The organism is Psychrobacter sp. CX14, assembly GCF_057396205.2.
The window spans coordinates 571216-593885 of the sequence record NZ_CM183187.1 but is presented as its reverse complement, the minus strand read 5'-3'; the positions used below and the strand labels follow the sequence as shown (position 1 = coordinate 593885).

The 22670-nt window shown below is 43.5% G+C and carries 18 protein-coding genes; 13 read left to right on the top strand and 5 right to left on the bottom strand.

Annotated elements, in window-relative coordinates; translation table 11 throughout:
- Window positions 1-92 precede the first annotated feature (92 nt).
- From AC2SLO_RS02480 to gluQRS, 3 genes are all read left to right on the top strand, one after another.
- Window positions 93-947, top strand: a complete 855-nt coding sequence (locus AC2SLO_RS02480; RefSeq protein ID WP_486541914.1) for a metallophosphoesterase — start codon at window positions 93-95, stop codon at window positions 945-947.
- A 134-nt stretch (window positions 948-1081) separates the two neighbouring features.
- Window positions 1082-1516 (top strand): RNA polymerase-binding protein DksA, encoded by a 435-nt coding sequence (dksA, locus tag AC2SLO_RS02475; protein WP_486541912.1) that lies wholly within the window; start codon window positions 1082-1084, stop codon window positions 1514-1516.
- A gap of 63 nt (window positions 1517-1579) precedes the next feature.
- Window positions 1580-2545, top strand: coding sequence for a tRNA glutamyl-Q(34) synthetase GluQRS (gene gluQRS / locus AC2SLO_RS02470; protein ID WP_486541910.1), 966 nt, complete (start codon window positions 1580-1582; stop codon window positions 2543-2545).
- Window positions 2546-2691: 146 nt separating this feature from the next.
- Here the strand turns inward: gluQRS and ftsW are convergent, their stop codons facing one another.
- Together ftsW and murD are read right to left on the bottom strand one after the other, a co-directional pair.
- On the bottom strand, window positions 2692-3903 hold the full coding sequence (gene ftsW / locus AC2SLO_RS02465) for a putative lipid II flippase FtsW (protein WP_486541908.1): 1212 nt from the start codon (window positions 3901-3903) through the stop codon (window positions 2692-2694).
- Between the two features lie 96 nt (window positions 3904-3999).
- Complete coding sequence (murD, locus tag AC2SLO_RS02460; protein ID WP_486541906.1) at window positions 4000-5514, bottom strand: UDP-N-acetylmuramoyl-L-alanine--D-glutamate ligase; 1515 nt, start codon at window positions 5512-5514, stop codon at window positions 4000-4002.
- A 521-nt stretch (window positions 5515-6035) separates the two neighbouring features.
- Between murD and AC2SLO_RS02455 the strand changes: the two genes are divergently transcribed.
- Both AC2SLO_RS02455 and AC2SLO_RS02450 read left to right on the top strand, forming a co-directional pair.
- On the top strand, window positions 6036-7538 hold the full coding sequence (locus AC2SLO_RS02455; protein WP_486541904.1) for a SulP family inorganic anion transporter: 1503 nt from the start codon (window positions 6036-6038) through the stop codon (window positions 7536-7538).
- 136 nt (window positions 7539-7674) lie between these two features.
- Entirely contained in the window at window positions 7675-8535 is an 861-nt protein-coding gene (locus AC2SLO_RS02450; protein WP_486541902.1) for a universal stress protein, read from the top strand.
- A gap of 11 nt (window positions 8536-8546) precedes the next feature.
- On the opposite strand, the gene AC2SLO_RS02445 is transcribed toward AC2SLO_RS02450, so the two are convergent.
- Window positions 8547-8789: a hypothetical protein gene (locus AC2SLO_RS02445; RefSeq protein ID WP_495637086.1), complete on the bottom strand. Its 243-nt coding sequence runs from the start codon at window positions 8787-8789 to the stop codon at window positions 8547-8549.
- 759 nt (window positions 8790-9548) lie between these two features.
- Between AC2SLO_RS02445 and AC2SLO_RS02440 the strand changes: the two genes are divergently transcribed.
- Together AC2SLO_RS02440 and AC2SLO_RS02435 are read left to right on the top strand one after the other, a co-directional pair.
- Window positions 9549-9887 (top strand): P-II family nitrogen regulator, encoded by a 339-nt coding sequence (locus AC2SLO_RS02440; protein ID WP_007394533.1) that lies wholly within the window; start codon window positions 9549-9551, stop codon window positions 9885-9887.
- A gap of 113 nt (window positions 9888-10000) precedes the next feature.
- Window positions 10001-11293, top strand: a complete 1293-nt coding sequence (locus AC2SLO_RS02435; RefSeq protein WP_486541898.1) for an ammonium transporter AmtB — start codon at window positions 10001-10003, stop codon at window positions 11291-11293.
- A 110-nt stretch (window positions 11294-11403) separates the two neighbouring features.
- On the opposite strand, the gene AC2SLO_RS02430 is transcribed toward AC2SLO_RS02435, so the two are convergent.
- The gene (locus AC2SLO_RS02430; RefSeq protein ID WP_486541896.1) at window positions 11404-11883 is read right to left on the bottom strand and encodes a YcgN family cysteine cluster protein; all 480 of its coding nucleotides are present in this window, start codon (window positions 11881-11883) and stop codon (window positions 11404-11406) included.
- A 314-nt stretch (window positions 11884-12197) separates the two neighbouring features.
- On the opposite strand from AC2SLO_RS02430, the gene AC2SLO_RS02425 reads away from it, so the two are divergent.
- The 6 genes from AC2SLO_RS02425 to AC2SLO_RS02400 all read left to right on the top strand — a co-directional run bounded on the left by AC2SLO_RS02425 (window position 12198) and on the right by AC2SLO_RS02400 (window position 21179).
- Entirely contained in the window at window positions 12198-12950 is a 753-nt protein-coding gene (locus AC2SLO_RS02425; RefSeq protein WP_486541894.1) for a dienelactone hydrolase family protein, read from the top strand.
- Window positions 12951-13080: 130 nt separating this feature from the next.
- On the top strand, window positions 13081-16167 hold the full coding sequence (locus AC2SLO_RS02420; protein WP_486541892.1) for a DUF2339 domain-containing protein: 3087 nt from the start codon (window positions 13081-13083) through the stop codon (window positions 16165-16167).
- A gap of 163 nt (window positions 16168-16330) precedes the next feature.
- Entirely contained in the window at window positions 16331-17302 is a 972-nt protein-coding gene (ylqF, locus tag AC2SLO_RS02415; protein ID WP_486541890.1) for a ribosome biogenesis GTPase YlqF, read from the top strand.
- A 527-nt stretch (window positions 17303-17829) separates the two neighbouring features.
- Window positions 17830-18297, top strand: a complete 468-nt coding sequence (locus tag AC2SLO_RS02410; RefSeq protein WP_486541888.1) for a hypothetical protein — start codon at window positions 17830-17832, stop codon at window positions 18295-18297.
- A gap of 94 nt (window positions 18298-18391) precedes the next feature.
- Window positions 18392-19642, top strand: a complete 1251-nt coding sequence (mutY, locus tag AC2SLO_RS02405) for an A/G-specific adenine glycosylase (RefSeq protein ID WP_486541886.1) — start codon at window positions 18392-18394, stop codon at window positions 19640-19642.
- A gap of 214 nt (window positions 19643-19856) precedes the next feature.
- Window positions 19857-21179, top strand: a complete 1323-nt coding sequence (locus AC2SLO_RS02400; protein ID WP_486541884.1) for a lytic murein transglycosylase — start codon at window positions 19857-19859, stop codon at window positions 21177-21179.
- A 261-nt stretch (window positions 21180-21440) separates the two neighbouring features.
- Here the strand turns inward: AC2SLO_RS02400 and AC2SLO_RS02395 are convergent, their stop codons facing one another.
- Window positions 21441-22337, bottom strand: a complete 897-nt coding sequence (locus AC2SLO_RS02395) for an acyl-CoA thioesterase (RefSeq protein WP_486541882.1) — start codon at window positions 22335-22337, stop codon at window positions 21441-21443.
- Window positions 22338-22670: the final 333 nt, after the last annotated feature.

Genomic DNA, 22670 nt, shown 5'->3' with positions numbered 1-22670 from the left:
GTCCCCATATAGTATAGTGTGAATAATACGATTGACATTTAACACGTTTTTCAACAGTACTCTTATTATTGATATTAATAGGCATACGCTTAATGACGCCAATCACAGCGACGCCCACGCATATCGAAACGCCTGATGGCACAGTTAATATTTTGCAACTGACGGATCCTCATTTGTATTTAGATACCTCGGTCAGTACGGCTGGTATTAACAATCACCACAGCTTTATGACTTGTTTGCAGCAGGCATTGAGCGAGAATAGACGTTGTGATTTGATTTTATTAACCGGTGATTTGGTCAATGAGGTCAAACCTGAGATATACGACCGAATTTATCAAACCTTAGGCGATACCGGTATTGATTTTGCCTGTATTGCAGGCAATCACGATGTGACCGATGAGCTGGGCTTAGATTTGCCTTTCGAGCAGCGTCAATTTGTGCCGCATCAGCCTGATAAGCGATTGTTATCACGTCATTCTATTAACCTAAACAACTGGCAATTATTGCTCATAGATTCGAGCGTACCTGGTCAGATCTTTGGTGAAATCGATAACACAACTCTCGACTGGCTACGCCAAAAAGTACAGGCAAGTCACAATCCTGTCATAATAACCATGCATCATCACGTGCACCCAATGGACTCCGCTTGGATTGATACACATATGGTCAAAAATACGGAACCTTTTTGGCGATTCGTTGAGCAGCACTCCAATATTAAAGCCATTGTAAGTGGTCATGTTCATCAGTCATACGCGCAAGAGCATGGGCAGGTTAAGGTTTATACTACGCCCTCCACCTGTTATCAGTTTCTGCCAAAGCAAGATGATTTTGCGATTGATAGTCAGGCAAGACCGGGATATCGCTGGCTGGCGCTGCATCAAGATGGCACGTTAGACAGTTGGGTGACACGATTAAAGCATGACCATCTGTCTGACCCTGAAGCGTAACTTCATTGGTTATGCGCAGACAAGGCTCAATGCCGTACTTGGTGTAAAGTTTCTAGTAAATGGAATTAAACTGTGGTATAAGAGTCAATTATTTTATTTCAGCTCCTCTACTTAAATGGATATAGGAAATTGTCATGAGTCAAACTGCTACTGACGACCTAATTTTTAAGCCTTATGACGCAAAAGCCGATGAGGAATATATGTCGGATGCTCAACTTGAGCATTTTGAAGCCATTCTTAAAGCATGGAAGCAGCAACTGATAGGCGATGCTGACCGTACGAAAAGCTACATTCAGGACGAATCAGCCTCCCTTTCAGATACCAACGATAGAGCCACTCAAGAAGAAGAGTTTGCGCTAGAGCTGCGTACGCGTGATAGAGAACGCAAATTGCTTCGTAAGATTGATAAATCAATCGCCGAGATTCACAGTGGCGATTATGGGTTTTGCGAAACCTGTGGTGTTGAAATTGGTTTGCGCCGTCTAGAAGCCCGACCTACTGCGACTCAGTGTATCGACTGTAAGACTCTTTCTGAAATCAAAGAGCGTCAGAACTGGGGCCACTCTTAGTTTTTTAGCGCTTTGATTTGTAGTATATTGCAGGTCACACTTTTAACCTATATTGTCTGACCTATGCCAATACACGATTTAAAACGGTCCACCGCTAGGCCTATTTATAGGCCGGCTGTGGGCCGTTTTGCACCTTCCCCTACCGGCAAATTGCATTTGGGCTCATTGACCACAGCGATTGCCAGTTATTGTCATATCAAATCAATCAATGGCCATTGGTTATTACGTATCGAAGATACCGATCGTCAGCGCTGTCATCCAAAATTCAGTGAACAGATATTAATTGATTTGGATAATCTGGGGCTACACTGGGATGGCGATGTTTGGTATCAGTCTGAGAGAGAGGATATCTATAACGAGCTACTGGCAAACAACTTAAATCAGCGTGTTTATGGCTGTCAGTGCTCTCGCAAACAGCTACGTGACTATGATATCTACCCCCGCTTTTGCCTGCCCAAGCCAACATCTACTCTCTCAAACAACACAATAGACGCTTCAACATCTGATTTGACTGATGTCAAAATTCGCATTCAATTGCCCAACTATAGTATTGGATTTTTAGACGGTCTACAGGGCATGCAGTGGGTAAATCCACAGAAAATGCTAGGCGATGTGGTAATTCTGCGTGCTGATGGCATTGTGAATTACTTTTTGGCAGCCAGTGTTGATGATGGGCTACAAGGTATTACTCATGTGATGCGCGGGCTAGATATTCTACCACTGACCACGGCTCAGATTGCTATCATGCACTATCTTGATCTGCCCGCCGTTGAGCACTGGTATCATCTACCTTTGGTCGAAAATGAGCAAGGACAGAAGCTGTCTAAACAGAATCTGGCCAAGCCAATTGATACCTCGAGTGTCGAGAAGTGTCAGCAGCTTATTCATCAAGCGTTACAATTGTTAAAGCAGCCTAGCGTCGATACCGATAAGCCAGAGATTATGATGGCTCAGGCAGTAAGCCAGTGGCAAAACGAGCCACTCAAAAATCAGCAACGGTTGGGGCAAGTACAACCCCCAAATATTTAGCTCTTAAAGGTTGTCCAAATTAGGTTGCTTATGTCATTTAACCAATAAAAGGGCCCTATAGAAATTCTATACGGCCCTTTTGCGGTAGTTATTGTGGTTTGAACGTGTAACCACTCTGCTCTTAATAGGCAGATTGCTACTACTAACTAATAGCTACGACAATTACTTGCTGGAATTTTCGGACTGCGTTTGTGAATCTTCAATAAGATGCCAATCATAATCAAACTAATGACCATTGAAGAGCCACCATAGCTAAAGAACGGCATGGTCAAGCCTTTGGTCGGCATAATACCCATGTTCATACCGCCGTTAATCATTACCTGACCAATAAAGATAACCGCAAAACCATAAGCGGTATAACTTAATCGCATCTGATGGTTTTTTAATGCAATGTAACTGATACGCATAGCACTAGCAATAATCAGGGCTTCTAGCAATAGTACGGTTAACACTCCAATCAGTCCTAATTCTTCACCAGTAATCGCCAACAAGAAGTCGGTATGTGCTTCTGGTAAATGTGCTAGCTTTTGGACACTTTCACCATAGCCAACACCGGTCACCTCACCCCGCCCAAATGCAATTAAACTTCGTGCCAACTGATAGTCCGACCCTTGAATATCATCAAAGGGATCTAGAAAAGAGGTCACACGACTCATACGATAGTCTTGGAATATAACCGCAACCGCACCAGCAAAGCCCCCTGCAACCAGCAAGAATAGTGATTGACTCCAAGGTGCTCCAGCGACAAAGAAGATCGCTAATATCACACCAATGACCATAACTAGTGAGCCAAAGTCGGGCTGTTTTAAGAATAAAAATACCAGTATGAATATCAGAGCACCCATACGTAATATACCACCTATACCTCGTCTCACCTCATTACCCCGACGAACAACAAAGTCAGCGGTAAAAATAACCATGATTAGCTTCACCAGTTCAGCAACTTGGAAGTTAAATGGACCTAACTCAAGCCAGCGCTTAGAACCATTAATCTCATCACCAAATATTAAAGTCAACACCATCAGGGTTAACATCAACAGTAACCCCAAGCCAAGTGTTGACATGTCATAAAGTAATTTCAGGGGGATAAGCTTATAAGTAATACATCCTGCTATCACGCCCACAATCATATAGGTCAGTTGCTGCTTAAAGAAATAGAGCTGACTGATATCATGCATATTAGCGAAAGGAATAGAAGCCGATGCCACCATCACTAGGCTTAAAACCAGTAGGCAGCACACGCTAGCAAACAGGACACTGCCCGCTGATGGCAAGGAAAATACGCCTGTTTTGTTACGTTTACGTTGGGAAAGTGCATTGGGGGTATAGCCAGATGCGTTAGCAGTATTTTTTGCCATAGGGTATCAACTGTACTTAAAACAATGTATTAAAGAGGGTTAACGAAAATGAGCTTAAACACAGTAAGTGATTGAACTCATGATAACTTATAAAAACTAAGAGGCTTTTAACATCTCAACAAGCTCACAGAAATGCTCACCACGCTTGGTATAACTTGGGTATTGATCAAAGCTTGCACAGGCCGGTGACAATAGCACTGCTGCCACCTGAGATAGGCTACTTGCCGTTAAAGTTTGCGCTTTTTCTATCGCTTTTTCTAGCGTCTGACATCTATGCACATCGACTTCATCGCTAATTTTTGCCTCAGTTAAATGCTCATAAATAATCGGCGCATCTTCACCAATCAAAATAACTTGGCTGACATGTTTGTTGATCAGCGCAGTTAATTCACCAAACTTCTGACCTTTGCCTTGCCCACCTAAAATAAGTAGTAGCTTACTTTTGCCTTCATTTTGAGCACTGTAAACCGAACCTAAGCCTGAGATAGCAGCTAGGGTTGAGCCCACATTGGTGCCTTTTGAGTCATTAAAATAATCAACGTTATTGACTCTATCGACAAACTGACAGCGGTGCGGTAATCCAGAAAAGCCTTTTAGCGTCTCTACCATGCTTTCAATAGGTAGACCGGCTAACTCACCTAGTGCCAAAGCTGCCAAGCCGTTAACCAAGTTGTGTTTCCCTTTAATTTTTAACTCGTCGGCATTAATCAGTTTTTGGGTGCCTTTGGCTAGATACAGACTACCATCGCCTTCGGTAAGGATGCCATATTCGCCTAAGTCAGGCGCATTCGAACCGATACTTAATCGAGGCGTATCATCAGCAATTAACGGACGCGATAAAGCATCGTCACGATTGACCACAATAGATTGTGCGCCTTGGAAAATACGGTGTTTGGCTTGATGATAACCCAACATATCGCCGTGACGGTCTAGATGATCTGGTGACATATTCAGCACGGTGGCGACTTTTGCACCCAAATTGGTCACTGTCTCAAGCTGAAAGCTCGACAGCTCCAATACCGCAAGCTGCATCTTATCACCAAGTGACTCGTCTTCTAATAAACTTAACGCGGGTAGACCAATATTACCACCCACCCCGACATTGATGCCGGCATCTTTGGCCATTTGACCAACCAAGGTTGTCACTGTACTTTTAGCGTTAGAGCCCGTAATCGCCACAATTGGTGCACTGCATGCTTCTTTAAACAGTTGAATATCGCTGACAATCTCAATACCGGCTTGCTTTGCTTGCGCAACAGCCGGCGTAGTTAAAGCCACACCTGGGCTAATAATAATACGCGACGCTTGTAACAACAATTCTGCATCAATGTCACCAAATGCACGAATACTGATGCTTGGGTCTAACGACTCAGCCAAGTTTGGTTCAGCATTGGTATCGGTAATGGCAACGCTGTAACCACGACGGGCCAAATAATTAGCCGCTGCTAGGCCAGATTGCCCTAGGCCAATAACAACATGTAGGCCACTGCCTTTTTGAATGAGGGAGGACGAATCAGACTTGGGTTTTGGCGTGTATTGCTCTGCGCCGCTATTGGGCTTAGATGACTGTGAACGATAAGAGGAGCTGGTAACGGTTTGGTCAGTACTCATGGTCTGTCCTTGTCTCTTTATTGTGATATGATGCACCCATTTTTGTTGCTATTTTATCGCATGGCTGAACGCTGGTTCTTATCTATTCAGGGTATTTATTATTAATAGACATATGTCCTATTGATTTGAGAACCTACTTAGCGCTTTGCTGCGATTATCTACCTGCAATTGACCTATAATTGGTTTTTATTGATAAGGGTATTTAATGCTAAAATAGCCGCGACACCGCTGCCGGTTTTGGGGGTTATTTATTCTACCATGACCCTAGCGGTAATGACCTTAATTTACTAACGCTTTATCGCTAAATATTTAATTTAGCATAAAAAGCAGCTTATTTAGAGACGTTTAGAGACGCATTTAAATAAATAGCACGATAACGGCCTTACGTTTATCGATTGCTCACTTTTTTTTATCAAAACCCATGCGATTTGCATCCCCTTTTTGTGCGGTGATTGTCTGCTGTTATCGACGCGCTGCACACTGAAATATAACCTAAAAATTAAGTAGCCGACCCAAAGCCTATGAGAGTACCTTCTATAAATACGATTCAAGACGAGTGGTTTTCTAATGTGCGCGGCGATGTTCTATCCGGTTTGGTTGTCGCTTTGGCACTCATCCCTGAAGCCATTGCCTTCTCTATTATCGCGGGTGTAGATCCAAAAGTTGGACTCTACGCCTCTTTTTGTATTGCCGTTGTCATCAGTTTTGTGGGTGGTCGACCAGGTATGATCTCTGCTGCCACCGGTGCGATGGCACTGGTCATGGTAACTTTGGTTGCCGATCACGGTTTGCAATATTTATTAGCCGCGACCTTACTGTGCGGTGTGATTCAGTTCTTTATGGGGGTGTTTAAACTTGGCAATCTCATGCGCTTTGTCTCACGCTCGGTGGTCATTGGCTTTGTTAACGCGCTCGCCATTTTAATCTTTATGGCGCAGTTGCCTGAATTAAACCCTGCGGTTGACCGCGTTGGTATCCCTGTTTATATCATGACTGCGGCCGGTTTGGCTATTATCTATGGTTTCCCGCTGATTCCAAAGATTGGCAAAATCATCCCATCACCGCTTATTTGTATCGTGGGTCTCACCATCGTTGCTCTATATATGGGTCTGGATATCCGCAATGTGGGTGATATGGGCGAACTACCTGATACGCTGCCGATGTTCCTATTGCCAGATATTCCATTGACCTTAGAGACCTTAATGATTATCGCGCCTTATTCAATTGCGCTTGCCATAGTGGGCTTGCTTGAATCGATGATGACCGCAACCATCGTTGATGATTTGACCGACACCCCAAGTGATAAAAATCGTGAGTGTCGTGGTCAAGGTATTGCCAACGTTGCTTCTGGTTTCTTTGGTGGTATGGCAGGCTGTGCGATGATTGGTCAATCGGTCATTAACGTCAAATCAGGCGGCCGTACTCGCTTATCCACATTGATTGCCGGTGTGGTACTGCTGATTATGGTGGTATTCTTAAGCGAATGGGTCAGCCAAATTCCGATGGCCGCGTTAGTCGCTGTGATGATTATGGTGTCTATCGGTACCTTTAACTGGGAATCTATTCGCGAATTTAAAACCCATCCTAAGTCGTTTAACGTAGTGATGCTAGCAACCGTATTAACGACTGTCTTTACCCATAACTTAGCGTATGGTGTGTTGGTCGGTGTATTGTTATCAGCACTGTTCTTTGCCAATAAGATTGGTCAATTCTTAAGTGTGGTTAGCGAATATGATGATGCCAGTAATACTCGTTATTACTACGTGCAAGGTCAGGTATTCTTTAGCTCTACCACTCAGTTCTTAGACAGTTTTGATACCAAAGAAGCGCTAGATAAAGTGGTGATTGATGTGAGCCAAGCTCATTTTTGGGATATTACTGCTGTTGATACGCTAGACAAACTGGTTATTCGTTTTCAGCGTGAAGGTATCGAGGTTCAGGTCGTGGGTCTTAATGATGCCAGCCGCACCATTATCGACAAATTCTCAATCCATGATCGCCGCGATATTGGCTTACTGGATTAATATTGCTACACTCGATAAGCCCACGCTTGCTTTTGGCCATCTTTAAATAAAGACGGCTTATAATCCTACTCTAGTAGTGCTAGAGTGGGATTTTTGATATGCGTTGTCTCAAAATACATTTAATTGAGTGATTCTTATGAGTAATTTACGACCTGACAGTGTTATCGCTTGCCTTGACTGCCCTAACCATGTTCAAGCGGTATTGGACGCCAGTATGTGGGCGGCTAAGATGTTCCAGGTACCCATCGGCTTGCTTCATGCCGCGCCGAGCGTCCATCATAAAGGCGCGATGGATTATTCCGGCTGCTTGATAGCCGATGATGGCGATCATTTATTAAATCAGTTAACCATAGAGGAGCGTGATAGTAACGGAAAACTGCGTGATCAAGGTCGCCTGCTACTAAAGCAATCTGAAAACTACTGCGAGCAGCATCAAGGCCGTTATGAGCATCATATATATACTTTGCACCGCCATGCCTCTATTGCTGAAAGTCTAGATTATGTTGATGAGACAGCACAATTGGTGGTTATCGGTCATCAAGTGACCTGTAAAGACACGCTTTCACAGCTGATTCGTGCCAGCCGTTGCCCTGCTCTGGTCACTCACGAGACCTTTAAAATACCCAAAACTGCGCTATTTGCGTTTGATAATCGCCGGACTTGTCACGCATTATTAGACTGGCTGTGCAGTAGTAAGCTGATTAGAAATCTTACCTTGCATGTGGTGATGGTTGGTGAAGAAAATGAGCGTAATAAGGATGCATTAAGAGAAGCTTATGCGCGTTTAAAACAAGCCGGTGTCCAGTGTAAAAAAGCACTCATTTCAGGCCATGATGTCACCTCGTCAATAATCTATTATCAAGATCAGCATAATTTGGACTTATTGATATCTGGTGCCTTTGGCGAATCACGCTTGCATGAGCTGCTGCACGGTAGCGATACTCGCAAGCTATTAAGCGCCAGTAAAACGCCTTATCTACTTTATCCAAAAATGTAGTTTGCCAAGATTTAAACAAAAAGGGCGGTCAAGTTTGGATCACACACATCAAAAGGGGGACGGATGAACGGAACCCCTTTTGACACCTCTTCCTCAATTCCCTTTAATGCACACTGTTTAGCGCCTTCTAAAGTCTGAGTCTTTTTGACATCGTGCCAGAATGGGCGACCACCGATAAGAAGGTCAGTATCAGTCAAATAATAAGACGAGGTCAGCCCAACTACTAAAGTTAAGGCAGTAAATCCAGTAAGCAATACTAGCAGCAATGCTTTACGGTTGATATTTACAGACAGGTGCGAAGACTCGCGACCCTTTGTTTATTAACTGTATAACAACCAACAGTGCGGTGCATCTTGTTCATGCGTGTGAAAAATTGATTTTTATTATATTTATATCTATTAATGCACTGATTTTCTTATGTAAATTTGAATTTGACTGCTGTCTTTGAATGATTATAAAGAAAACTATTATTAGAATTACAGTTTCTTTAACTTGATATTAATATAAATATCAGATTTATAAAGTAATAACCTATCCTTTATTATTAACGATAAGTAACTGGGTAACCAAACTATCTACTAATATAACCCATAGGTAAATCACTCAATAAATTGCGAGCGGCTTAAACGTCAGTTTCCCTATTAGATTTTAACGACAAGCAGCTTGATTACTAATATTTTACGATGCGCAATATTAGCCCTTTTGATATGCCCAAATGACGCCTGATTGACCACCTGCAATTCTTTCACAAATTGCTAACCAATGGCTAACCCTCTTTTAGGAAACTTCGCTATAATAATCTAGCTATTATCTGATATGGTGCACACCAAAATGGTGCGTTATATTTTTAACGCACTATTTTGATGCAATAAAAGCCCTAAAAACGTCTTCCCCCTTCGTTTTTAGTTGGCACAATTCTTGAAACAATGACATCAATAGTAGATAAGTAGTTTGTTGTATTAGCAGACTGTTTGTTTCCAATAATTATCAAAATCATTAACAAGGAATTTCCTATGAAATTGATTACCGCTGTATTAAAACCTTTTAAACTGGATGATGTGCGTGAAGCCTTATCTGAAATTGGTGTGAAAGGTGTGACCGTTACTGAAGTAAAAGGTTTCGGACGTCAAAAAGGCCATACCGAACTGTACCGCGGTGCAGAGTATGTTGTGGACTTCTTACCAAAAGTAAAAGTAGAAGTTGCTGTAACCGATGAGATGGTAGAGCCTGCCATTGAAGCGATTACTCGTATTGCAAGCACGGGCAAAATTGGCGATGGTAAAATCTTCATCTCCCCACTGGAGCAAGTTATTCGCATCCGTACTGGCGAGACGGGTCCTGATGCAATTTAAGCATCAACAATTATTAAAAAAGACACATTTGCCGCGCTTAAGCCAAATACCAAAAACTTAACCGCTCAAATAACGTCTTGCTAATATCGATTGCATTCCAAGGGGGAATCATTATGGAAAACCAGATTTTTGAACTACAGTACGCACTAGACACCTTTTACTTCCTAATTTGCGGCGCACTGGTTATGTGGATGGCGGCAGGCTTTGCTATGTTAGAGGCCGGTCTTGTTCGCGCTAAAAACACCACTGAAATTTTAACCAAAAACGTCGGTCTCTTCGCCATTGCTTGTACCATGTACATGATTTGTGGCTATCAGTTTATGTATGGCGGCGGATACTTCTTAAGCGGTATTACTGGCAGTGAAACCTTGGTTGCCGATGCACTAGCCGCTTCTGCTGAAAATGGCTTTGATGGTGATTCAGTATATTCTTCTGCCTCTGACTTCTTTTTCCAAGTGGTATTCGTTGCAACCTGTATGTCTATCGTATCGGGCGCGGTTGCTGAGCGTATGAAACTTTGGGTATTCTTCGCCTTTGCAGTTGTGATGACGGGCTTTATCTATCCAATGGAGGGCAGTTGGACGTGGAATGGTCAATCTGTCTTTGGTCTATTCTCATTAGGTGAAATCACAGACGACGCAGGCAATGTGATTCGTGCAGGCTTTACCGACTTTGCAGGCTCTGGTATTGTACATATGGCCGGTGCTGCAGCCGCATTAGCTGGCGTATTATTACTCGGCCCACGTAAAGGAAAATATGGCAAAAATGGTCAAATCCGCGCGATTCCTGGTGCAAACTTACCGCTAGCCGCTTTAGGTACTTTTATCCTATGGTTAGGTTGGTTCGGCTTCAATGGTGGTTCGGTTCTAAAGCTTGGTGATATTAATAGTGCACATACTGTTGCCCTGGTGTTCTTAAATACAAACGCAGCTGCCGCTGGTGGTGCTATCGGTGCCCTGTTATTGGCCCGCATGATCTTCGGTAAAGCCGATTTAACCATGCTATTAAACGGTGCATTGGCTGGTCTGGTTGCCATTACCGCAGGTCCTGATACCCCAACACCGCTACTTGCTACCGTGTTTGGCTTTGTCGCCGGTATGATTGTGGTTGGCTCTATCTTAATCTTAGACAAAATGAAGATTGATGATCCGGTTGGTGCCATCTCAGTACATGGTGTGGTGGGTCTGTTTGGTTTATTGATTGTTCCTATTACTAATGACAGCACCACTTTTGGTATGCAGCTTATGGGCGCAGCGACTATCTTTGTTTGGGTATTTGTGTGTAGCTTAATCGTCTGGGGCGTTCTAAAAGCAGTCGTTGGCCTACGTATCTCAGAAGAAGAAGAGTATGAAGGCGCAGACCTCTCAGAGTGTGGTCAAGAAGCGTATCCTGAGTTCGTTAACTAGATGTTAATCACGTACGATAGCTTATAAGATCATAACTATAAAAAAAGGAGCCGATTGGCTCCTTTTTGCGGTTGGTGACGCGCTATTCTAATTGACGTTGACTATAGATATTAAGCTTGTATCCATTGGACAATACGTTCCTCTAACTCATCTTCATCGACATACTTCTCACTGATACAGCGTCCAGCGACGCCGACGCCATCCTCTTTCATACCTTGCTTGGTTTTCTCGATATCTTGAGTAATCAATAAATGCCACTCGGGCAATCCTTGTCCTAAATACAGACGTTTATAAGCGCAATTACTTGGCAGCCACATCATATCTGGCAATTTTTCTGCGGTTAGCGACACACACTCAGGTACATACTGTTTGCGATTTTCATAATTTGAGCAATAGCCGGTCGAACAATCAAGTAGCTTACAAGATACATCAGTATATTCCACCTCGTACGGCTTATTGGGATTATCCAAAAACTTCTCCAAACAACAGCCACCGCAGCCATCACAAAGCGCTTCCCATTCAGCGGTTGTCAATGCCTCTAGTTGATACTGTTGCCAGAAGTTAGGACGTATCAGTGTGTCAGTTGCCATAAGTTTTCTCAATCGACCGGTGCGATTTTAATCAGTGTATGCATTTAGTTAAGTACTTATTATGACGACAAATGACGAGTTATCAATACATAGCGATAAAGTCGTCTACAAATCTAACGGCTATTAAACCTCATTCTCCAAACAATAAAACATCTTCACATTTCTTTAATCGAAACTGGCGATAGACTTTGTTATGTTAGTGGAGTCATTAAAATTTCAATTTCATTTATTGATTATTAATCACTATTGTTCCTTTTTATTTGGTTCAATTTTATTTCAAACAATCCCAATAATAAACATAAGGAAATAAAAAGATGGATATTAAAAGCTATGAGCTAAAAACAACTGTTGACTATGGTATGGAGCTAATCAGCTATGTGTCACTGCCAGAAAACACCACTGATAAAAGCTCAGTGCCAGGTATCTTGGTTGCACCAGAATGGTGGGGCGTGGTAGATCATCCACGTGAAGTGACCGAACATTTAGCACGTGCAGGCTTTGCAGCGATTGCGATGGATATCTATGGTGAAGGCAAATTAACCACAGATGCAGCGCAGGCCAATGAGTGGATGACTCAAATGCTTGATGACCAAGACAAATTAATGGGTCGTTGCCGTGCCATCTTAAACGATTTTGCTGATCAGCTGCCTGTTGATGGCGATAACTTGGCTGTTATCGGCTATTGCTTCGGCGGTAAAATCGCTTTAGATATGGCTCGTGAAGGTATGCCAGTAAAAGCAGTAGCGACCTTCCATGGTAACTTGACACCTAAGCGGCCTGCTGAAAAAGGTAAGTTTAAAGCAGACGTATTAGTCGCTCACGGCCGTGAAGACAGCATGGTATCTATGGATGCCGTTGAAGCGCTAAAAGCAGAGCTTGATAACGCAGACGTTAACTACACCATTGATGTGTACGATAATGCAAAACATGGCTTTACCAATCCAAAAGCAGATCAACGTGCCGCTGAAAATGGCGTAGACTTAGGCTACAACGAAACTGCTGCCAATGAAAGCTGGAACAAAATGATTGAGTTCATGCGTCAAAAACTACACAACCATTACGAGTAGTTTTAAAACAACGCTAATAAATGATAGTAGGTTACTTACTTGACTAGCTGTCAGTTAACCCTTGCGTTTAGCTTAAAATAACATCATCATCGTCTCTTATACCAACAATGGTTTATTCGAGGCGATGGTGATGTTTGACGTTTGGGTGCTTAATATTTTATTCATTGGGGCTTTTATTATTTTATGGGTATTCACAAAAGATAATATACGCCGGCTAAAACAAGATATTTTAGACTTACGCAGTGAACTCAGTACCACGCAAAAGACCCTTGAGCAGCTAGATAAGCAGATTCATAGTATTAAAGCTCAGTCGACTCGAACGCTGCCCACTCTTACTAATGATACTTTATCAGAGCAGCCCGAGACTAGCCCGCTACCTAACAGTACAATAGACTCTGCTTTCGATGATACGCTTGATGACACAAACATCGAGCCCTCTATTGCTGCCCCTGTTACCCCCTCTATTTTAAATACTGAGAATAAAGCATTAGATGAGAATAGCACCTCAGATCTAGAATCTGAACAACGTCCTATATTAACCAAAACCCAAAAAACCGCACCTTCTAAAACGACCGTATCCACCCTTAAAAAACGCACGGTCCAACCCAATCGTGCTGAACCCGACGAACAATCGACGCCTATCGTCACCTCTTTACTACATACGTTAAAAAACTGGTTCTTTGGGGGTAATTTAGTAGTGCGTGTCGGCGCCATTGTGCTACTAATGGGTGTGGTACTGCTCCTTCGTTTGCTAAGCGAACACTTTGAAATGCCGATTGAAATTAAACTGTTTGCGGTCGGCGTAGTCGGTTTATTAGTCGCAGGCTTGGGATTAAAGCTAGTCAAAAAACGCTTTACCTATGGCATTACTTTGCAAGGTGCTGGGCTGTCTGCCGCCTATTTAACCGCCTTCTTTGCCTATCAGGTGTATCACGTTATCCCTAGCCTACCGAGCTTTGTACTATTAGGTGTGTTGTCTGCGGTGACTGTCGCTTTAGCCTTACGCCAAAACGCATTCCCGTTGGCATTACTTGCCTTCTCAGGCGCCTTTTTAGCACCAATATTGACCAGTGACGACAGCGGTACTGTGACCGTGTTGTTTGGCTATTTCTTACTATTAAACGTGGCTATTGCTATTATTGCGCACTACCGAACCTGGAAGGTACTCAATCTACTCGGGGCGACGGTTACCTTTGGACTGGCCTATTACTGGGGCTTTGAGGGTTTACTCGACGCACAAATAGAGGCGCAGCGTACAGAGTTGACCGTGATTACTATTCTGCATTGGCTACTGTATTTATTTATCGCCATTCGTTATGCGCAGCAAGTTATTAAGTACAACGCCTCCTTAGTAAGTCCTGCTTTAAGCAGCCAAACTGAAACAAATGCTGATGACAATAATCAGCGGCCGATACTGCCCATTGATACAGGTTTGATGTTTGCTACGCCACTATTGGTATTTGGCCTGTTAAATACTCTATTGGGCGATATTGATAATGCCTTAACCATCAGCAGCGCCCTTATGGCCGCGGTCTATCTAATAGCCGGCTTTATTTTTATCAAACACAATCGCCGCGGTCAGCAGACCTTGATTATTGAAGGTATGCTAGCCCTTGGTTTTGGCTTTACCGCTTTGACCATTGCCTTAGCCTTTGATGCCAATTGGATAGCGTGCGGCTGGAGCTTACAAGGTCTAGCACTGGTCTGGTTTGGACGTCGCCTGTTACGTGGTTGGACAGTATTATTTGGTTTGGGACTGCAAATACTGGCTATCGTGCAGTTAGTATCGCTATTTAATACTTACGATTTATCGCCCAGTTATTTAGCGCTTAGTGTTTCAGTGGCCGCTTGGATGGTCTCAATGTTTGTACTGCGAGAGCCCAACAACCCATTAAACTTAAAAACCGCCCCTAACCGAGCGTTATGCTTAACCGATTACCCTTCTTTAAACCAAACATTCACCAAAAGCTGGGCGTTTGGTGTGGTATGGCGATCGCCCATCTTTATCACGACTCTTACCTTCTTTGGTGCCGCTTGGGCATTATTCGCCAGTTTATATATCGTGCTCGATGTCCTTGATGACTCAATACAAAATATCGCCAACGTCATCGCATTTGTCATCCTGCTGCATCTTATTGCCTATTGGATTATAAATCGCTGGCAACAATGGCGCGAGGTCAGCTTAATCAGCCAAGTCTGGTTACCTGTGTTTTATTTAATCTTGTTATTGGTACTGCCAATATGGGATAGCTTTAGCAATGATGCTCTGGTGAAACCACAGGGGGTTGTTTACGTATTTAGCTTAATAGCCGGTTTTGTGCTTGCGCAGCTTTGGATAAAACACTGGTCAACAGACAAGGCGGTGGTCTCATTCCACAGCACCCTGTGGCTAACGGTCGTTATTTTGCTAATCGCTGAATTTGCCTACTATCTAATTCCTAATGCCAATGGTGTTATTGCTATATTAATACCAAGTTTGTGCTTGATTGGCATGACTTATGCGGTGACTAAAAACAAGCTGACCATGCCAACATGGTTTGATTGGAAAACCGCATTAACTGGTAGCAGTTATCTATTTCTACCGCTACTGCTCGTTTGGGTAGTGGCAACAAACTGGTCGCATAATGGTATGGTTTGGGGTTTGCCTTATATTCCACTGCTTAACCTATTTGACATCACCATCTTAGCCGTACTAGGCTATGGATTAAGCTTATATCGGTTGGATATGCCCAGTTCAGATATTCAATCAAAATCAGCCGGTCATTCAAAATTAGCCGCCAATCTTTCGCATGATGCCAATCAAAAACTCATGCTCAAGGCACTGGGACTGATTGGCTTCTGGGCACTCTCTAGCCTATTGGTGCGTACCTTACATGCTTATGCCGGCACCCCACTTTGGGACCAGGGCGCGTGGTATAGCGAGCAAGTTCAGACCGGACTAACTATCCTTTGGACGTTGACTGCACTTATCGCCACCTTTATGTCAAGCCGCAATGGCAAACGCTTTTGGTGGTTTATGGGTATCAGTTTATTGGCTTTGGTAGTGATTAAACTAGTAGTGGTCGACTTATCACAAACCGATGCCATCTGGCGTGTGGTGTCCTTTATCGGTGCCGGTAGTTTGATTCTATTAATTGGATATCTTGCACCGCTACCCCCTGAGCAAGAAACAGTGAATGATGACGAACTCGATACCCCTGATGCGTTCTCATCTTGATAAGCCCAATGCGCCCCTATATGAATAAAAATGTTCATATTTGAGCAAAGCACTACCAAATAATCCCTTATATAACAATGACCGCCGCTATTTGCATATGGTGGCGGTCTTTCTATAGTAAAATAGATTTAATATTAATGAATAGACAGCAATGGAAAGACCAATGAGCCAATATAACAACCAGAGCCAAGCCATTATTCAGTGGTTCCCAGGGCATATGAACAAAGCCCGCAACGAAATCAAAGAAATCATGCCGGATATGGATGTGGTCATCGAAGTGATTGATGCGCGCATCCCTTACAGTAGTGAAAATCCGATGGTTGCGGCGCTGCGTGGCCAAAAACCGGTCATTAAAATCTTGAACAAGTCTGACCTTGCTGATCCCAATCAAACTCAAGCGTGGATTGAATATCTAGAGGCGCAAGACCAAGTAAAAGCGGTCGCCTTTGATGACAATAAAAGCTCTCAAGTCAAACAACTGGTGAAGCTAATAAAAGACTTAATGCCTAATAAAGTCGGCACTGGCCGTCAAATCAAAGTGCTGATTATGGGCATTCCTAACGTCGGTAAATCAACCTTAATTAACGCTTTAGCAGGACGCAGCATTGCCAAGACCGGTGACGAGCCAGCGGTCACCAAATCTCAGCAGCTGATTAAAATTGATAACGACATTATGCTGTATGACACCCCAGGTATGCTGTGGCCAAAGATTGAAAATCCGAACTCTGGTTTCCGTTTGGCAGCAACCGGCGGTATTAAAGACACTGCTTTTGACTTCGCTGATGTGGCCAGTTATACCGCCGAATACCTAATTAAAGCGTACCCAAATCTATTAAAAGAGCGTTATAAAATCGAGGACTTACCGCAAAGTGATTGGGAGTTCTTTGAAGTGGCCGGCCGCAGTCGCGGATTCTTAAAGAAAGGCGGTGTGGTCGATACTTACCGTATGTCTGAGATTCTGGTTAATGAGCTGCGCAGTGGCCAACTGGGCCGTATTACCCTTGAGACCCCTGCCATGCGTGAAGACGAGTTCAAACTGGTTGAAGCACTGCGAGAAGAGGCGGAACAGAAACGATTGGCAAAAATTGAAGAGAAAAAGCTGCGTAGAAGACGCGCTAAGAAGAATCGTAAATAGTTTATTAAAAGCTTAAAACTTAGCCTTGTTTATAATACGGCATTGGTAGCTACTCTTGCTATCCGCTTGTATCTGTCTTACCAATGACCTGCAAACTGTCGTGGCTAGAGTCGTTGCTGTTGTCTCGACACCTTCTCTAGCCACAGTCTACGTCAGAATACTGCTACTATCAAGGCTAAACCACACGGTTTGTACGGTGTCGCCATGCGCATCATTAGCAAGATCTTGTTTTAAATTTGGTGCGTGGAACGTACCCTACACCTACCTATCAATCAAAACCAGCGATGACATCGGTTTCTTGATATTATTTATCGTGGTTTGAGTCAGTAATACTAATATTCTCACAACAAAGCTTAAGAATGTATTTCCATAACGACAAGTGCAAAAGCTCCGTTAGTTATATCTTTTTTCATAAGCTTTCTTTAAACTTCAATAACAAAGATACGCCCTCTATTTGTGAAATCATAATGACGTTTAATATCAGTTAAACCCCTCTAGCGCCATAACTCAATGGATTTATAAATTACATGACAAACAAACCTTCTAAGAAGCCTGCTAAGTGGATACGAGTCATTATTATTATTGCAATTATTAGTATAGGTAGCAAAATCACAAGCTTTGCACTCAGTCATATATCAGAAAACAAAGTACACGATGACGTTGTCATGACTCTTACTAAAGAAGCTAAAACCCTGCAGGAGACTCTTCCCTTAGAACTGGATGAGTGGACTGTATTGGAAAGAGTTGACGTAGAGGATTTAGAAATCACCTATGGGTATAAAGTAAATATGGACGCTGAAACCATTAGCCCGTCAGAGCTTGAGAAAGCGAATCATGAACTCAAGACAGCGAATATTAATAAATCATGTAACGAGCCTGAGTTACAAGATTCTCTAGACTTTGGGGTGACCTATAATCATGAATATTACGACAACAACCGTCAGCCTATTTCGTATTTTAAAATTAATAGACAAGTATGTGATAACACGATGTAATCAATCTATCGGCTAATCTGTGAACACGTTTCAAACGTTATCAGACTCCCTATAATATTTTTATAAGCTTATAAGCTGAGTATACTTTCTAATTATGTCTACTAGAATCACCACTTTAAAGAACATGAGTAAAGACGCTAGTTTTAACCACACTCCCACCGAACTCGACAGCTTCGCTCCCCGTATTCTTAATTGGTTCGATAAAAACGGTCGCCACGATTTGCCGTGGCAGCAACACAAAACTGATACCCCAAACCCGTATATCGTTTGGCTGTCTGAGGTCATGTTGCAACAAACCCAAGTCACTACCGTTATCCCCTACTTTCAGCGCTTTATGACCTCCTTTCCAACCGTGCATGATTTGGCCAATGCGGACTGGGATATGGTGGCGGAACACTGGGCAGGGTTGGGTTATTACGCGCGTGCCCGCAATTTGCACAAAGGTGCTAAGCAATTGGTCGAGGTCATCAACGAGACAGGCGACTTTCCGCAAACCGTCGCAGGCTGGGAAGCAATATCTGGAGTCGGCCCTTCGACCGCAGGCGCCATTGTTGCTATGGGCTTGCATGGTTATGGGGTGATTTGTGATGGCAACGTCAAACGCGTATTAACCCGTTGGGCCGGTATCGAGGGAGATATCACTAAGTCTGCGACCAATAAAGAGCTGTGGGCACTGGCAGAGCGTCTAACGCCCATTGATGACAGCGGACACTACGCCCAAGCTATGATGGACATGGGCGCCACCTTATGTACCCGTCGTCATCCAAATTGCGAGGCCTGTCCGATTAGCCATGACTGTATCGCACATGCGCAAGGTCGTGAGATGGAGTATCCCTTTAAGGCCAAAAAGAAACCCAAGCCAAGCAAGTTTAGCAACGCATTATTGATTCAAAATGAGCAAGATGAGCTGCTGTGGTTACAACGTCCGGATAGCGGTATCTGGGGCGGTCTGTGGGTATTACCATTACAGTTTGAGAAAAAGACACTGGGAAGAACGGTCGTGTCCACCTCGGATGAAGACAGCGCTTTTGAAAGTGAAAACACGCTTGCAGAACAGATAGTCGATCAATGGATTGCAGATAATAGCTTAAATCCCATCTCAATTAGTAATGAGTTATTAGACGACTCCCCTATTCAACATACCCTGACCCATTTTAATTGGTATCTGCAGCCGCAAGCCCTGACACTCACTAAAGCCGAAAGCACAGCCTTGACAGCACAATTAAAGGATGCGGATATCCAGTCAACTTGGCTCACTGCCGCTGAGGCTAAAGTAACGCTAGGCTTACCAAAGGCGATGTTGAAAATTCTTGAGAGTTTGGGTACTGATAGTTTGAACAGATAGGACACCTATTTATTAACAAGGTGATATAACAGATCCTTTAGCCAGTATATGTCTACTCAATTACTTTATCACACTGCACGAACATCGACTTTACGCTCATTTATTGATACAGTATTTTGACTTAATCTTATGTAATCAATACGACCTGTTTTACCAACGCCTTGTATATCACTTTATTTCTCACCAAACAACCTATAATACGAGACCTTCTTTCATGCTAAAGCAACACGCTAATTTTCAGTTAAAACACGGCCTAGCGCTTATTTCAGCCCTATTTTTGGCAAGCTGTGCCAGCCAAGCACCAATACAACAAGTGCCGGTTCAAAAGCCAGTACCTATACAAAAACCAGCCCCGGTTATTGTTATCAAACCAGAGACTCCTAAAACCACACCTGCGCCGCGCCCCACACCTAAGCCCAAAACCACGTACCGTAGTTTTTCTGATTGGAAGTCTGACTTCACCATGCGCGCTATTTCAGAAGGTCATAATCCTGCTGATGTGAGCCGTTTAATTGACAGTGCGCAGCTTAACTCTCAGGTTATCTCGCTTGACTCAAGTCAGCCAGAATTCTCTAAAATGCCTTGGGAATATGCCGACTCTGCGGTATCAAGTGGCCGTGTTAGCCGTGGTGTTAGCAAGTTTAACGAGCATCGCTCACTACTTTCTCGCCTTGAATCACAATATGGCGTGAATGCTGAGATTATTGCCGCTATTTGGGGCATGGAATCGTCATTTGGCGCTGTCACCGGTAACAGCTATATCCCAAGCTCGCTTGCTAGCTTGGCTTATGATGGCCGTCGCCGTGAATTCGCTGAAGAGCAGTTAATGGCATTAATGACCTTAGTTGAGCGCGGCGATGTATATCCATCACAGCTTGACGGCTCTTGGGCTGGCGGTATGGGTCAGACTCAGTTTATCCCAGCCACTTGGTTGTCGCATGGTGTTGACGGCAATGGCGACGGTCGCCGTAGCCCTTGGACCACTGCAGATGCGCTTGCCTCTACCGCAAACTATCTAAGCAATTCAGGTTGGGTACGTGGTCTATCGCCATTTTATGAGGTAACGCTACCTGGCTCGTTTGATTACACCGTGATGGGTCAAAAGATGCCTGCCTCTACGTGGCGCTCAATGGGCGTAAACATGATTGATGGCTCGTATGTTGATCCAAATACGCCGCTTGAGCTTTGGTTACCAGCCGGTAAAGATGGTCCTGCCCTACTATTAAGCCCTAACTTTGATGTGATTAAAGTGTATAACAACTCATCAAACTATGCGCTTGGCGTGAGTTTATTGGGTCGTGCGCTTAACGGTCAATCAGGTATCCAAAAGTCATGGCCTCGTTACGAGCAGCCACTATCGACTATGCAAGTTACTAATTTACAGCAGCGTCTAACCAATGCTGGTTATGATACCAAAGGTGTGGACGGCATCATGGGTAGCAATACCCGCAAAGCTTTTGCCCGCTGGCAGGCTGATAATGGTCAAACACCAGATGGTTTCGTTAGCAAGCGCAGTGCCTCTGCACTAATTTGGTGAAATATAAGCTTCGCTTATGTGTTTGAGTGGGCTAAAAATGTTGATGAGCCCACTGTGCTAAGCTTTAGGCCAAGCGATAATGCTTAATGCCTAGGTTAAGAAACCTAAGCTGTGTGTCTAAAAACAGGCTATAAAAAATAATTAAGTGTAATAAAAATCCGCCGTTTATTAAACGGCGGATTTTTCGATTTTGGAATAAAGAAGTCTCAATATGTTGTCAGATGATATAAACCGCTTAATCGCAGTTTATCACGTGATGGTTTATCCACCACGTAAGCGCATCAAGCCTTCTTGCTGGACCGTGGCAACGAGATTGCCATTTTGCCAAAATTGACCATGGTTTAAGCCTTTAGAATGTGAAGTGGTGTCGCTCCACATATCATAAAGCAGCCAATTATTGATATCAAAAGGACGATGGAAATGCATCGAATGGTCAATACTGGCAGCCTGTAAGCCTTTGGTCATAAAGCTAATACCATGTGGCATCAGCCCTGTACCGACCAGATAGTAATCAGATGAAAATGCCAATAACGCCTGTTGAACCGCAAGTGGCTGCTCGCCAAGTTCTCGAATACGCAGCCAGTTGGCCTGCTTTGGTACCATTGGCTCTGGATACACCGGATCACGTGGCTTAACTGGCTTAATCTCGACATGACGAGGACGCATAAAGCGCTCACGCAATGGTTCTGGCACGCTACCGACATGATGCTCTTTTAGCGATTGCTCAGATTCCAAATCCTCTGGCGGCGGATAAGCGGGCATCTCTTCTTGATAGTCCAAACCGCCCTCCATCGGCGAGAAGGAGGCAATCATCGAAAACACCACTTGCTCAATCTTATTACCGTCTTGGTCTTCTTTAAATTGAACCGCAGTGACCTCACGTGCCGATAAGCTGCGTCCATCACGCAAGCGTCTTACTTGATATGTCACCGATTGATTGATACTACCGCCACGCAAAAAATAACCATGCAATGAATGGCAAGGTTTGTCCTCTTCTAGCGTATGCGCTGCCGCCATAATTGCCTGCGCCAGCACCTGACCACCAAAAATACGTTTACCAACATAATCATAACTGCGCCCCTCAAAAACATCGGGCGACACCTCTGTCAGTTTTATCGTATCTAATAATTGATCAACAAGCTGTTTATAATCAGGCATTTAAATCTCCCATAAGCACAAACAGAGGCCTAACCCCTGTTCAGTATTACAAAGTCTTAGTATTATACATAGGTAAGATTATTATCGTAACAGGATTTGCACGTCAGTAGGAGATTCATATAATCACCGCTGTCATGATAGGTGCATCATTAAATGTTATTTTAGCGTAGACATTTGCACTGTAATCAAATGGATCGTGTTACATCACAGACATTTATACTGTAATTAAATAATTTGTGTTACATAGTGTAGGAAGCAATTTTGTGGCATCGGATAGCCAAGATTCCCTTATCTTTTATAGGTTGCCATTAAACACCGCTCACCTAAGTAACG

What these genes read in the sequence shown, in the direction of transcription:
- AC2SLO_RS02440 (WP_007394533.1), top strand. Translation starts at nt 9,549, where the DNA reads ATGAAATTGATTACCGCTGTATTAAAACCTTTTAAACTGGATGATGTG.
- AC2SLO_RS02395 (WP_486541882.1), bottom strand. Translation starts at nt 22,337, where the DNA reads ATGCCTGATTATAAACAGCTTGTTGATCAATTATTAGATACGATAAAA.
- mutY (WP_486541886.1), top strand. Translation starts at nt 18,392, where the DNA reads ATGTCTACTAGAATCACCACTTTAAAGAACATGAGTAAAGACGCTAGT.
- AC2SLO_RS02430 (WP_486541896.1), bottom strand. Translation starts at nt 11,883, where the DNA reads ATGGCAACTGACACACTGATACGTCCTAACTTCTGGCAACAGTATCAA.
- ylqF (WP_486541890.1), top strand. Translation starts at nt 16,331, where the DNA reads ATGAGCCAATATAACAACCAGAGCCAAGCCATTATTCAGTGGTTCCCA.
- AC2SLO_RS02435 (WP_486541898.1), top strand. Translation starts at nt 10,001, where the DNA reads ATGGAAAACCAGATTTTTGAACTACAGTACGCACTAGACACCTTTTAC.
- ftsW (WP_486541908.1), bottom strand. Translation starts at nt 3,903, where the DNA reads ATGGCAAAAAATACTGCTAACGCATCTGGCTATACCCCCAATGCACTT.
- AC2SLO_RS02480 (WP_486541914.1), top strand. Translation starts at nt 93, where the DNA reads ATGACGCCAATCACAGCGACGCCCACGCATATCGAAACGCCTGATGGC.
- AC2SLO_RS02425 (WP_486541894.1), top strand. Translation starts at nt 12,198, where the DNA reads ATGGATATTAAAAGCTATGAGCTAAAAACAACTGTTGACTATGGTATG.
- gluQRS (WP_486541910.1), top strand. Translation starts at nt 1,580, where the DNA reads ATGCCAATACACGATTTAAAACGGTCCACCGCTAGGCCTATTTATAGG.
- AC2SLO_RS02450 (WP_486541902.1), top strand. Translation starts at nt 7,675, where the DNA reads ATGAGTAATTTACGACCTGACAGTGTTATCGCTTGCCTTGACTGCCCT.
- dksA (WP_486541912.1), top strand. Translation starts at nt 1,082, where the DNA reads ATGAGTCAAACTGCTACTGACGACCTAATTTTTAAGCCTTATGACGCA.
- AC2SLO_RS02410 (WP_486541888.1), top strand. Translation starts at nt 17,830, where the DNA reads ATGACAAACAAACCTTCTAAGAAGCCTGCTAAGTGGATACGAGTCATT.
- murD (WP_486541906.1), bottom strand. Translation starts at nt 5,514, where the DNA reads ATGAGTACTGACCAAACCGTTACCAGCTCCTCTTATCGTTCACAGTCA.
- AC2SLO_RS02420 (WP_486541892.1), top strand. Translation starts at nt 13,081, where the DNA reads ATGTTTGACGTTTGGGTGCTTAATATTTTATTCATTGGGGCTTTTATT.
- AC2SLO_RS02400 (WP_486541884.1), top strand. Translation starts at nt 19,857, where the DNA reads ATGCTAAAGCAACACGCTAATTTTCAGTTAAAACACGGCCTAGCGCTT.
- AC2SLO_RS02455 (WP_486541904.1), top strand. Translation starts at nt 6,036, where the DNA reads ATGAGAGTACCTTCTATAAATACGATTCAAGACGAGTGGTTTTCTAAT.